General features: G+C 73.3%; 10 protein-coding genes. 8 read left to right on the top strand and 2 right to left on the bottom strand.

All coding sequences use genetic code 11. The features are described 5' to 3' along the window. The first annotated feature begins 113 nt into the window (after nt 1-113). The 7 genes from ACWGDX_RS09170 to ACWGDX_RS09140 all read left to right on the top strand — a co-directional run bounded on the left by ACWGDX_RS09170 (nt 114) and on the right by ACWGDX_RS09140 (nt 7949). The gene (locus ACWGDX_RS09170) at nt 114-1037 is read left to right on the top strand and encodes a response regulator transcription factor (RefSeq protein WP_453623737.1); all 924 of its coding nucleotides are present in this window, start codon (nt 114-116) and stop codon (nt 1035-1037) included. Between the two features lie 369 nt (nt 1038-1406). Further along, nucleotides 1407-2294, top strand: a complete 888-nt coding sequence (locus ACWGDX_RS09165; protein ID WP_453623735.1) for a hypothetical protein — start codon at nt 1407-1409, stop codon at nt 2292-2294. After that, a complete protein-coding gene (gene asnB, locus ACWGDX_RS09160; RefSeq protein WP_453623733.1) occupies nt 2294-4129 on the top strand; it encodes an asparagine synthase (glutamine-hydrolyzing) in 1836 nt (611 codons plus the stop codon). The genes ACWGDX_RS09165 and asnB overlap by 1 nt, the downstream gene beginning before the upstream one ends. Further along, nucleotides 4126-4662: a flavin reductase family protein gene (locus tag ACWGDX_RS09155; protein WP_382862585.1), complete on the top strand. Its 537-nt coding sequence runs from the start codon at nt 4126-4128 to the stop codon at nt 4660-4662. The genes asnB and ACWGDX_RS09155 overlap by 4 nt, the downstream gene beginning before the upstream one ends. Next, nucleotides 4659-6149, top strand: a complete 1491-nt coding sequence (locus ACWGDX_RS09150) for a 4-hydroxyphenylacetate 3-hydroxylase family protein (RefSeq protein ID WP_453623731.1) — start codon at nt 4659-4661, stop codon at nt 6147-6149. Before ACWGDX_RS09155 ends, ACWGDX_RS09150 begins: the two co-directional genes overlap by 4 nt. Further along, nucleotides 6146-6991 carry a class I SAM-dependent methyltransferase gene (locus ACWGDX_RS09145; protein ID WP_453623729.1) on the top strand — a complete coding sequence of 282 codons (846 nt, stop codon included), beginning with the start codon at nt 6146-6148 and terminating at the stop codon, nt 6989-6991. Before ACWGDX_RS09150 ends, ACWGDX_RS09145 begins: the two co-directional genes overlap by 4 nt. 76 nt (nt 6992-7067) lie before the next feature. After that, nucleotides 7068-7949 (top strand): helix-turn-helix domain-containing protein, encoded by an 882-nt coding sequence (locus ACWGDX_RS09140; protein ID WP_453623727.1) that lies wholly within the window; start codon nt 7068-7070, stop codon nt 7947-7949. Here the strand turns inward: ACWGDX_RS09140 and ACWGDX_RS09135 are convergent. Together ACWGDX_RS09135 and ACWGDX_RS09130 are read right to left on the bottom strand one after the other, a co-directional pair. After that, nucleotides 7937-9196 carry an MFS transporter gene (locus tag ACWGDX_RS09135; protein ID WP_453623725.1) on the bottom strand — a complete coding sequence of 420 codons (1260 nt, stop codon included), beginning with the start codon at nt 9194-9196 and terminating at the stop codon, nt 7937-7939. The genes ACWGDX_RS09140 and ACWGDX_RS09135 overlap by 13 nt on opposite strands. 293 nt (nt 9197-9489) lie before the next feature. Then, nucleotides 9490-10701, bottom strand: a complete 1212-nt coding sequence (locus tag ACWGDX_RS09130) for an ATP-grasp domain-containing protein (protein ID WP_453623777.1) — start codon at nt 10699-10701, stop codon at nt 9490-9492. A gap of 338 nt (nt 10702-11039) precedes the next feature. Between ACWGDX_RS09130 and ACWGDX_RS09125 the strand changes: the two genes are divergently transcribed. Beyond that, on the top strand, nt 11040-11972 hold the full coding sequence (locus ACWGDX_RS09125; protein WP_066942956.1) for a LysR family transcriptional regulator: 933 nt from the start codon (nt 11040-11042) through the stop codon (nt 11970-11972). The last annotated feature ends 318 nt before the right edge of the window (nt 11973-12290 follow it).

Genomic DNA, 12290 nt, shown 5'->3' with positions numbered 1-12290 from the left:
GGAGAACTCCGGCGTCACCGTCGTATCCGAGGGGAACGCAGCGCGATGCCATGCCACTTCCGAGAACGTGCTCCCAGAACGACCGCCTCCCGCCGCCCGAGGGGTGGCCCGTCATGGAACTCCTGACCGAGGCGGACCCCGGCGCCGGGTGCGGCCGGCGGCAGTCGGCGCGCCGGGCGTCCCGCGCGCTGCTCGGGCGGACGGGTCCCGAGGCGCTGCACAGCGAGATCGACAATCCGCTCGATCTGATCGCGGGCCATCAGATGCTCGCCGAGCCGGAGGACCGCAGACCGGGCCCGGCGGTCCCGCCCCGGCTGAATCCGGCGCCCGCGGGCTGCACCTGCGGACATCCGCTGTGCGCGGAGTCCGCCCATCGCGAGACGCTGCCCACCCGGGTGTTCCTGGTGGAACGTCATCCGGTGGCGTGCGCGGGACTGCGCAGCGTGCTGGGGCCGGTGCCCGACATGGCGGTGGTCGGCAGCTCGGGCAACCCTGACCGCGCGCTGGAGGCCGTACGCCGGATCCGTCCCGATGTCATCCTGCTCGGCGGCGGTGACACGCTGGGCGACGATCTGTCCGCGGTGGTCCGGCTGCGCGGTCCCGAGGGCTTCCCGGGCGCGCGGATCCTGCTGCTGCGGCGGGCCGAGAGCACCACGGAGGCCAGCCGGATGCTGCTCGCGGGGGCGAGCGGCTGCTTCCCGCTCGAACTGGCCGAGGACCGGATCATCAGCACGGTGTCGATGGCGGCGGCCGGGGCGACGGTCTTCCTGCCGGCGCCCCCGCCGGTCCAGGTCCATCCGGCCAGTCTGGCGGGCCACGCGGGCGAACCGCTGCCGCAGCACTGCGGGCTGACGGGGCGTGAGCGCCAGGTGCTCGCACAGCTCGCCCGGGGTCTGAGCAACGCGGAGATCGGCCGCGAACTCGCCCTCGCGGAGGCGACGGTGAAGAAGCACCTCACCCAGGCGATGCGCAAGACGGGCCAGTCGGACCGCCTGCGCGCGGCGCTCTACGCCCACCGCCACGGCCTGGAGGGCTGACCCGGCCCCGGGACCGGTGCGGTGACCGGTCCCGGGTCACGGTCCCCGTGCCGCCGCCGCACACCCGCCGCACACCTGGCGCGCGGCCTCTTCCCGTGTCCGGACGCGTACCGCAGCGCGAACGCGCGCCCGCCGGGGCGAGAACACATACGGCACGCACGGCACGTACGGCACCCCATGCGACCGGCACCCCCCTCGGAGGGACCCAACTCCCCGGCGACGGGCGACCTTTGGAGCATGCCGCGTGGGCTGATCGTCGCCGTTACCGACTCCGTTCGGGGCTTCTGGGCGCCCCGGCGCCGTACCTAGCGTTACGGGCGGACCAGGAGCTTCCCGGTCCTCACCCCACGCCTGGCCAAGGAGATCCCGATGAGCGACGCGGCCGAAGGAGGCATCGCCCGCGCCGGTTCGCGCGACACCGCCGCGCACGGTGCCGGTACGCCGCCCGAGACGGAATCCGCCGACAGCGCACGCGCCCGGACGACGGTCCTGCCGGACCCCGGCACATCCGGCGCCGAGGGCGCTACCGGCGCCGTACGACCCGAGAAGTCCCGCAATCCGTACCGCTCGATGCCCGACGCCGAGCGTTCCGCCCTGTGGCGGCAGCGGCTCCACGAGGCCGAGGCCGGTCTGACCGGACTGCTCGCCTCGCTCGGCGACGAGGTCCATCTCACCGACTGGTTCGCCCTCCAGGCCGAACTCTTCGCCGATCTGCCGGACGCCCGCACCGCCCCGGCCGCCGAATGGCAGCGTGTCTTCTTCCGGGGCCAAGCCCTGATGGAACGTTTCCTCGTGGCCCGCTACGGCGAGGCGATCCTCGCCGACTGGGCCCGCGCCAACGCCGGGGTGCACCGCCAGGTGGAACCCGATCACGGCCGGGGCGCCGGCGATCCCGTCCACCGGATCGCCCGTCAGGCCGAACTCTACGGTTCCGACTACGAGTTCGACGACGAGTTCGGTGACGGGTCCCACGACGGCACCGCGCCGACGACCCCCGCGCACGCCGCGCTCACCATCACCCACTGCGCCATCTGGGACTACCGCGAACAGGCCCGCCGCAACGGGGTACGGCTCACGCTGGCCTCCCCCTGCACGTACTGCACCGAGGCCCTGAGCGCCAATATCCGCGCCAAGGGCTATGTGCCCGCGCACCAGTTGCGCACCGGCCCCACGGGACACGGCTGCCGCTGGGAGGCCACCGCGCCTTCCGCCGCCGCTGCCGCGCCCTCCCCCACCGACGAACTCCAGGAGCCCTGATGTGCGGAGTCACCGGCTGGATCGACTGGGAAACCGATCTCCGGAACGAGGAGGCGACGCTCCGGGCGATGACCGGGACGCTCGCCTGCCGCGGTCCCGACGACTCCGGCGTCCTGCTCTCCCGGCACGCCGCCCTCGGCCACCGCAGGCTCGCCGTCATCGCGCCCGACGACGGCGCCCAGCCCATGGGCACGACCGCGGGCGACGGACCGCGCACCGTGCTCACCTACAACGGCGAGCTGTACAACTACCCCGAGCTGCGCCGGGAGTTGCGCGCGCTCGGCCATGAGTTCCGTACCCGCTCCGACACGGAGGTCGTCCTGCGGGCCCATCTCCAGTGGGGAGCCGACGCGCCCCGCCGCTTCAACGGCATCTTCGCGTACGCGCTGTGGGACGACCGCCGCCAGGAACTCCTCCTGGTCCGCGACCACTTGGGCGTCAAGCCGCTGTACTGGCATCCGCACGCCTCCGGGGTGCTCTTCGGCTCCGAGCCCAAGGCCGTACTGGCCCACCCGCTCTTCCACGCCGAACTCGACGCCGAGGGCATCGCGGAACTGTTCGCCCTGCCCGCCGCGCCGACCGCGGGCCACGGCGTCTTCCGGGGACTGCACGAGGTGCTCCCCGGCCAGACCGTCACCGTACGGCGCGGCGCGACCCGTACCGCCCTCTACTGGCGGCCCACCGCCCGCGCGCACCCCGACGACCCCGCGACCACCCGTGAGACCGTACGGGCGCTGCTCGCCGACACCGTCGAACGCCAGCTCCTCAGCGATGTCCCGCTCTGCACCCTGCTCTCCGGCGGTGTCGACTCCAGCGCCGTCACCGCACTCGCGGCGGCGGCCCGGGAACGCGCGGGCCACTCCAAGGTGACCAGCTTCTCGGTGGACTTCCCCGGCAGCGCCGACCGCGCCCCGGACGCCTGGCGCACCAGCGCGGACGCGCCCTTCGTCCAGGCCGCCGCCGAGCACATCGGCACCCTCCACACCTCCGTGCTCATCCCGGACGACGATCTGCTGGACGCCCGTGACGCCGTACTGCGCGCCCGGGACCGGCCCGGCTGGGGCGAGATGGACGCGTCACTGCATCTCCTCTTCCGCGAGGTGCGCAGACGTTCCACGGTGGCCCTGTCCGGCGAGGCCGCCGACGAGATCTTCGGCGGCTACCCCTACTTCCACGATCCCGCGGCGCTCGCCGCGGACACCTTCCCCTGGCTGCACGGCCGCACGACCCCGGCCGCGCTGCTCCGGCCCGAGGTGGCCGCGGAGGTCAGACCCGAGGAGTACACCGCCGAGCAGTACCGCCGCTCGCTGGCCGACGTACCGCGGCTGGAGGGCGAGGAGGGCGCCGACCGCCGGATCCGCGAGATCTTCCATCTCGCGCTCACCCGCTGGCTGCCGCCGCTCCTGGAACGGGTGGACCGGGTCAGCATGTCCGTCGGTCTGGAGGTCCGGGTGCCGTTCTGCGACCACCGGCTGGTGGACTACGTGGCGAACGTGCCCTGGGCGGTCAAGACGCCCGGCGGCCGGTCGAAGGGCCTGCTGCGGGACGCCGTCCGCGATCTGCTGCCCCAGCAGGTCGCGGACCGGCCCAAGAGCGGCTATCCCTCCACACCCGCCGTGCGCTACACGGAGGTGCTCACCGCCCGCGCGCACGAGCTGCTCGCCGACACCCAGGCGCCGGTCTTCGACCTGGTCGACCGGGAGACCGTACGCCGCGCGCTCGCCGAGGGCCGCCCCCTGCCCAGCCCGCGCACCGCCCCCAATCCGGTCGGCGGACTCGACCATCTCGTCCAGGTCGACGAGTGGCTGCGCGCGTACCGGGTGAGGCTGCGGTGAGCCCCGCCCGCCGGCCCGCCCGGAGCGCCGAGGCGGAGGCGTACCGGGGCGCCTCACGGCGCTGGACCACCGGGGTCGCCGTACTCACCGCGCGCTCGGGCGAGGACGTCTTCGCCAAGACGGTCTCCTCGCTCTGCACGCTCTCCCTGGAGCCGCTGCTGATCAGTGTGGCGGTCGACGCCCGCAGTCCGCTGGCCGCGGCGGTACGCGCCAGCGCCCGGTACGCCGTGTCCGTACTGGGCGCGGCCCAGGAGCCGCTCGCCCGGCGGTTCGCCGCTCCCGGCGCCGGTCACGCGCTCGGTTTCTTCACCCATGCCCCGATGCGCGAGGACACCGGGGCGCCCGTCCTGGAGGACAGCCTGGCCTGGTTCGACTGCCGGCTGCACAGTGTCCTGCCCGGCGGCGACCACGCCATTCTCGTCGGCCGGGTGGTCGCGGCGGACGTCGGTCAGGGCGAGCCGCTGCTGTACCACGACGGCCGGTACCGCACCCTCCACCACCAACCGATGACGTCGACAGGAGCCCGCGCATGACCCGACTGGACACCTCGGCGCCGGGGAGGGGTCTGCTCACCGGCGACCGCTACCGGGCCGAGCTGAACGACGGCCGCGAACTGTATCTGGACGGCACGCGCGTCACCGACCCCGCGGCGCACCCCGCCTTCGGGCCCGCGGTCGACGAGCTCGCCCGGCTGCTGGACCTCCAGCACGATCCCGCCCATCACGAGCTGCTGACCTGGAAGGACCCGGACACCGGAGCGCGGCTCGCCCGTGGCTACCAGCCGCCGCGCACCCTGGAGGAGCTGCGCGTACAGCGGCGCAGCGCCGAGTTCTGGCACGCCGAGTCCCTGGGGCAGCACGGCCGTTCGCCCGCCTTCATGGCGTCCATCGCGGTCGGCGTGCACGACTTCCGCCATCAGCTGGAGCAGGCGCGTCCGGGGTTCGGCGCCAACGCCGAGGCGTGGTACCGCCATTGCGCGGCCAACGACCTGGTGCTCTCGCACGCCCTCGGCGATCCGCAGATCGACCGCTCCACCGATCCGGTCGACGACCCCGATCTCGCCCTGCGGGTGCTGGAGGAGAACGACCGGGGCATCGTCGTGCGCGGGGCCAAGCAGCTCACCACGCTCGCGCCCCTCGCCCACGAGGTGCTCGTCTATCTGTCGGCGTCCTTCACCCAGCGCCGCGGTGAGCAGTTCGTGGTCTGGTTCGCCCTGCCGCTCAACACCCCCGGTCTGGTGACCCTGTGCCGCGAACCGCTCGGCGGCAGCGCCTGGGGGCACGCGCATCCGCTGGGCGCGCGCTTCGACGAGCAGGACGCCATGCTGTTCTTCGACGATGTGACCGTGCCCTGGGACCGGGTGTTCCTGCTGCGCGACGGTGAGCTGGCCCGGCGCGGACTGGGCCGGATCAACGCCTGGAGCGCCTATATCGGCCATGTCCGCTACCGGGAGCGGCTGCGTACCCTGCTGGCCACGGCCACCCTCGTCGCCGAGAGCATCGGTGTGGACGGCTTCCGCAACATCCAGGAGGACCTGGGGCGGCTGGCCGGGTACGCCGAACTCACCGAGCTCTTCCTGGACGCGGCCGAGGCGCGGGCCACCGTCACCGACAGCGGTCTGCTGGCTCCCGGGGACACCGCGGCCAGCCGGGTCTGGTCCGCGGAGGTCGCCGAGAGCGCGGTCGCCATCGTGCGCGGGATCGGCGCCTCGGGACTGCTGATGCAGCCCACCGAGAACGATCTCGCGCACCCCCGGCTGCGCCCCCATCTCGACCGGTACATGCGCGGACGCGGTATCGACGCGGACCGCAAGTCCCGGCTGTTCCGGCTCGCCTGGGAACTGACCGGCGACGCCTTCGGACAGCGCCAGCATCTGTACGAGTACGTCCACCGGGGCGATCTGGCACGCAACCGCATCAATCTCTACAAGCGGTACGACCAGAGCTCCGTCCGGGAACGGCTCGAACGGCTCATCGACGAACCCGCCCCGTCCGCCGCTCCTCAGGAGGTCAGTCCGTGACCGCGTCCGCCACCGAGATCCAGGCCCGTACCCTCGCCGGTTACGCGCACGCCAGCGCGCTGCGGCAGGTCCATGACCGCGACTGGGTGCTCGACCGGGTGACCGGCGAGCCCGAGGTGCTGCTCGATCTCGGCAGCGGCATCGGCCAGTTGCTGCACGAGGCACTGGGGCGGCATCCGTCCCTGCGGCTGGCCGTCGGCCTGGAGCGTTCCGAGCACCGTATCGCCGAGGCCGCGGAACGGCTGCGGGCGCACGGCGACCGGGTCCGGCTGCACCAGGCCGATCTGACGGCGCCGCCCGAACTGCCCGACCGCGCGGACGTGGTGACCATGACGTCGGTGCTGCACTGGCTGTACCCGGACGAGGAGCGCACGCTCGACTGGATCAGCCGGCAACTCACCCCGGACGGGGTCTTCCTGCTGACCACCTACCATCCGGACCGGGACGCGCACGGACTGGGCGGCGAGGACGACATCGTCCGGGACGCGCTCGTCGCCCTCGGCGCCGAACGGGACGCGGTGCCCTCGCTCTTCTCCGGCGGCGGGGTGCTGCCCATCGCGACCAGGACCCGTACGGGCGCCGATCTGGGCGCGCTGCTGGAGCGGTTCTTCCACGTCGACTCCTATCTGGAGCGCGACGCGGTGGTCACCGTCGAGAGCGAGGGCCAGTACGAGCACTTCCACGCGGCGACCTTCGGCGACTACTACGCCCGGCTCGTCGAACCGGCCCGGCGGGCCGCGTTCTTCACCGCGGTCGGCGAGAGCGCCTGGCGGCGCCAGCGCGAGCGGGGCCGGGTCAGCGGGATGCCCGTACGGCTCTGGCGGCTCGCTCCGCGCCGGTGAGCGTCCGACTACGCTGAGCGGGCGGGCACTTCGACGGGCCCGCCGACACGCCGTCCCGTCCGGCCGAGGAGCCACGATGTCAACTCCCCTCCCCAGCGCGAAACTCGGCGCGTTCCTCCGAGCCCACCGAGAGCTGCTCAAGCCCGCCGACGTCGGGCTGGTGGCCACCGCCCGCAGGCGCACCCCCGGGCTGCGCAGGGAGGAGGTGGCCTCGCTCTCGGGGGTGGGGCTGGCCTGGTACACCTGGCTGGAACAGGGCCGGGTGACCGCTTCCCGGCAGGTGCTGGGGGCGGTCACCCGGGCGCTGCGGCTCGACGCGGCGGGGCAGCGGCACGCGATGCGGCTGGCGGGGTATCACGATCCCGCGCTCTCCGCCGACGAGGACGGCGGCAGCGGTGAGCTGGCCGCCGCCGTCCAGCCGGTGCTGGACTCCTGGACGGCCAGTCCGGCCGTCCTGCTGGACCGGTACTTCGATCTGCTGGGCTGGAACGCCGCGTGGGGAGCGCTGTGGGGCAGCCCGGAGACCGTCCCCGCGGACCGCCGCAACCTGATGTGGCTGATGGTGGCCGACCAGCGGCTGCGGACGGTGCTGCGGGACTGGGAGCCGCTGGCCATGAATGTCTTCCAGCACTTCCGCGCGCAGGCGGGACCCGCGCTGGAGGACCCCCGGACCGACGAGGTCTACCGGCGTCTGGACGAGGACGCGCCGGAGCTCCGCCACTGGTGGGGATGCCACTCGGTGGCGGAGCTGACGGCCCGTACGGTCGTCGTGGAGCCGGCCGGGATCGGCGGGATCGAGCTGTCGCTCTCCTCCTTCCACCCGGTGGACGACCCCAGCGCGCTGGTGCTTCTCTTCACACCGGCGTCCGCCACGGACCGCGCCCGGATGGGGGCCCTCACCGAGCGGCCCCTCCGGTCCGTCGATCCGGGCGCGGGAGCGGGGCGTCAGGCCGGCTGATCCTGTCCGGGGATCGGATCCGCCGGTTCGTCCCGCCGTACGGACTTGCGCGCACCCGCGCCGACGGTGAGCGCGCCCAGCGCCGCGAGGAGCGCCAGACCGGTGCCGATGACCAGCGTGCCCGTGGCGACCTCGGTGAACGAACCCACGGCCCAGGCGCCGATACCGGTGCCCGCGTACATGGTCGAGGTCAGCCAGGCGCTGGAGGTGGCGCGCAGCTCCGGGTTGACGGTGCCCGCCAGCGTCTGCTGGTCGGTGACGAAGCCGCCGCTGGCCACGAACCACAGGGTCACCCCGGCGAGCGCGAGCACCAGTCCGGGACCCCACGCCGACAGGGTGATGCCCGCCGCCATCAGGACTCCCCACAGGGGCAGCAGCGGCACCTGGCTGCCCCCGGCGGCGCGGGCCCGGTCGCCCAGCCGGCCGCCGAGCAGGGAGCCGGCCACACTGCCCGCCCCGACCAGGATGCCGACGAGTCCGAGTTCCGAGACGGACAGGTCGAAGCGGTCGACGAGCAGGGCGCCCAGGAAGGTGTAGGCGCCCAGATTGGCCGCGTGGAAGACCGTGTTGACGGTGAGCGCCTTGCGGAGCGTCGGATCGCTCCAGCCGGCGAGCACGGCCCTGACCGCGCCGACCTCGGCCGGGCGGCTGGCACTCGCGGGGAGCTGGCGCAGCAGCAGCGGCAGCGCGAGGGCGGTGGCCACGGCCATGGCGAGGAACGCCGAGCGCCAGCCCGCCCATCCGGCGAGCACCGCGCCGAGCGGTACGCCGATCACCTGGCCGCAGGAGAAGAGCGCCATACCGAGGCCGAGGGCCCGGCCGCGTACCCGGTCGGGCGCGGTCTCGGCGATATGGGCCCAGATCGCGGGCCCCGCGGCGGCGGCGGCGAGACCGGCGACGGCGCGGGAGACGACCAGCAGCGCCAGCCCGGTGGAGAGCGCGGCGATGGCGTTGGACACGAGGAAGAGCGCGGCACCGGCCACCAGGGTCCGCCGCCGTCCGAACCGGTCGCTGAGCAGGCCGAGGAACGGCGCGCAGATCGCGTACACGAGGACGTACGCGGTGACGCTGGAGGCCGCGGCGGCCTCGCTGACGTCGATGTCGTCCGCGATGGTGGGCAGGAGGGGAGAGACCAGGAAGGTCTCCGTGCCGAAGAGGAAGAGCAGGGCGAAGACCCCGGCGTACCGCAGTCGGTCGAAGGTCTCGGATGCGGTGTCGGGGTCGTGCGCGTCCGGGGGACCGCTCAAGGGGATCACTGCCTTTCGGGCGTCTGTGGGGAGTCCCGGCGGCCTGCGGGGGGCCGTACGGGAAAGCCACGCGCGGCTCCGGTGGCGGCAGGGACCGTCCGGCCCCGCCATGCTGCTCGGGACGCACGGTCTCAACCAGGCAGGCGTTCATCCTGTGACCCCGGGTCACAGTCACGGTCGGCCGCGTCCGAGGAGAGCGGTAATCGGTTCGGTCCGTGGCGGAGAGCGGTTGAGGGCGGTGGAGGGCGAGGCCCCCCACCGTTGTTCTCACGTCCGGACGTCGGGTCGGGAAGTCAGCCGAGAGGCGCCGCGCCGGCGGCGCTCGCTCCGGCGGGCACGGGTGAGGCGAGAGGCTCGGACGGGGTGACGGGCTCGGGCAGGGTCATGAGCTCGGGCGGGACGAGGGGCTGGTGCGGGACGAGGGGCTGGTGCGGGGTGACGGTCCGGTGCGGGGTGATGGCCATGACCGTCTCGGTGACCGCGATACGGCCGCCCAGTCGCGGCGGTTCCAGCCGGCCGGGATCGCCCGTCAGAAGCAGACGTACCGCGGCCCACGGGAGGTTCACTCCGGCGAAGGCGGTCTGGAAGAGCCCGGCGGAGGCCCGTGGATTGGCTTCCAGCAGGACCGGCCGGCCGTGCCAGTGGCGCAGTTGCACATTGGAGAGATAGGCGAGCCGGAAATGGCTCACCAGGCGCTGGGCGATGGCGGTCAGGGCGGGGGCGTCGAGCAGATGGCGGTAGCGCCCGTCCTTGGACCGGGCGACACAGGTGACCATGGCGCCGCCCGGGGCCGAGAGGCAGTCGATGCTCACCTCCGGATCGTCCAGGTAGGGCATCACGATGAACTCGGGGACCTTCTCGCCCTGGTCCGCCGCCCGGTCGAGGGCGTCGGCCACGGCGCCGACGGAGGCGACGGGCCGCGCCGGTGCCAGCAGGTCCTTCATATGCAGGGGTTCGTCGTCGAGAATGCGGAAGCCGAACGCCGAGAACTCCCCGGCGGGTTTGATACAGGCAGTGCTGCCCGCCTCGGCTATCTGCCGTGCCGCCGCGCGGAGTTGCTCGCCGTCGGAGACGATCCACCAGGGCGGTACGGGGACGCCGATCGCCTGGGCGGCCTCGTAGGTCAGACTCTTGCTGGTCAGTGTGTCGACCGCGGCGGCCGGTGAGCACATGAGCTTGGTGCCGGCCGCGGCGAAGGCGTCGGCGTAGGGCGCGAGCGCGTCCAGGCGCCGGGGCGGTATCAGTACGTCGATGGAGTGCCGGCGGCAGAAGTCGAGGGCGAACTCGGCGTAGGCCGCGTTGCTCACCCGGTGGGGTTCGACTTCGCTGACGTCGCAGGCCGCGAGCGCGGGAGCGTGCCGGCTGATGTTGGTGCCGTAGACAAGGACATCGGTGGCGTCGGGGTTCTCACGCAACATCCGCGCCACCTCGGTGGCGGCGACCCCCGCGCTGCTGAGCCAGATGCGAAGTGCTATCGGGGACGCTCCCCTCGGACAGGGCGACATGGCCACGCGGCACGGGTGACCAGGCCGGGGGAAGTCCCCCGGTGCCGGAGATCCACGGCCTGCGCGGCGGTGCGCAATCGGGTGTGTAGAGCGGATGATAGCCCGGATGGGCTGCGGTTTTGCGCGTACGCGGATTGGCGGGAGAACCGCGCGGCCCCGCATGATCCACTCCGGCGGGGCCACGCGTCCACGCTGCCCCCCGCGATGGTCGCCAACCGGTCGTCGAACCGCGGAACCGCTGATGAGTGGGATGATTCACGGTGTCACCGGAGCGACGGAAGCCCGTGGTCCGGTTTCGGCGCGGTGCCGGGTGCCGAGGAGGCAGGGAGGAGTCGCTGATGCTGTTCCGTCAGTTGGAGTACTTCGTGGCGGTGGCCAGGGAGAGACACTTCGCGCGGGCGGCCGAGTCCTGCTACGTGTCACAGCCCGCGCTCTCGGCGGCGATCGCCAAGCTCGAACGCGAGCTGAACGTCACGCTGATCAACCGGGGACACAACTACGAGGGCCTCACCCCGGAGGGCGAGCGGCTCGTCGTCTGGGCCAAGCGGATCCTCGCCGAGCAGGACGCGTTCAAGGCCGAGGTGGCCGCCGTGCAGTCGGGCATCACCGGGACGCTGCGACTGGGCACGGAGCCCACGGCCTCGACGACCCTGGCGCTCCCGGTCGCCGCGTTCTGCGGGGCGCACCCGCTGGCCAAGGTCCAGGTCCGCTCCCGGCTGTCCGCGAGGGAACTCCACCGCCAGCTGCGGGAGTTCGAGCTGGACGCGGCGATCGCGCACTTCGCCCCCGAGGACCGCGAGAGCCTGCAAGTGGTGCCGCTGTACCAGGAGAGATATGTGCTGCTGGCGTCGGGCGACCAGCTGATGCCCCAGACCAACACCATGACCTGGGCGGACGCGGCCCAGCTGCCGCTCGCGCTGCTGACGCCCGACATGCGTATCCGCCAGCTCATCGACAACGTGTTCGCGGACAGCGGGGTCGTGGTGACCCCTCAGGTGGAGACGGACTCGGTCGCTTCCCTGTACGCGCATGTGGGCGTCGGCGACTGGGCGAGCATCGTGCCGCACACCTGGCTGCGCGCCATGCCGGTGATCGGCAGACCGAGGGCCGTCCGCCTGGTCGCCCCGGACGCCAGGGCGCAGGTCTCGGTCGCGATCCACGCGGCGACCCCGGGATCGATCGCCGCCCGCGCGTTCGTGAACGCGGCGACGGGTCTGTCACTGGACGAGTTCTTCGACCAGCCGCTCCCGGCCGAGCACCGCGTCAGATAGAGCCGGACGCGCCGGGGGATCGGGGCCGGTCCCGAAGGCCGGTCCCGGCACCGGGGAACCGCCCGGCCGGGCGGAGCGGACCAGCGGCACACTCGCGGCCGAGAACCCGGCCCCGGACCGTCAGCCGGGGGCCTGCCCGCCCCTGGTCGCCCCCGGCCACGGCCCCACGGCGAAAGAACCGTACCGGTGCCGCGGAACGGCCCGTCCGGCCCGACCGACCGTCCGGCCCGACCGACCGTCCGCGCCGACCGGACAGAGCGGGCCAACCGTCCGGGCCGAGAGCACCCGCGACCGAAGGCCCCGCGCCCCCGGTCGCCG

The organism is Streptomyces sp. NPDC055025, from assembly GCF_053608565.1.
The sequence above is the reverse complement of the archived record's forward strand: the minus strand, read 5'-3'. Positions and strand labels throughout refer to the sequence as shown.

Excerpts from the sequence above, each read along its gene's own strand:
- ACWGDX_RS09170 (WP_453623737.1), top strand. The coding sequence starts at position 114 with ATGGAACTCCTGACCGAGGCGGACCCCGGCGCCGGGTGCGGCCGGCGG.
- ACWGDX_RS09165 (WP_453623735.1), top strand. The coding sequence starts at position 1,407 with ATGAGCGACGCGGCCGAAGGAGGCATCGCCCGCGCCGGTTCGCGCGAC.
- asnB (WP_453623733.1), top strand. The coding sequence starts at position 2,294 with ATGTGCGGAGTCACCGGCTGGATCGACTGGGAAACCGATCTCCGGAAC.
- ACWGDX_RS09150 (WP_453623731.1), top strand. The coding sequence starts at position 4,659 with ATGACCCGACTGGACACCTCGGCGCCGGGGAGGGGTCTGCTCACCGGC.
- ACWGDX_RS09140 (WP_453623727.1), top strand. The coding sequence starts at position 7,068 with ATGTCAACTCCCCTCCCCAGCGCGAAACTCGGCGCGTTCCTCCGAGCC.
- ACWGDX_RS09130 (WP_453623777.1), bottom strand. The coding sequence starts at position 10,701 with ATGTCGCCCTGTCCGAGGGGAGCGTCCCCGATAGCACTTCGCATCTGG.
- ACWGDX_RS09125 (WP_066942956.1), top strand. The coding sequence starts at position 11,040 with ATGCTGTTCCGTCAGTTGGAGTACTTCGTGGCGGTGGCCAGGGAGAGA.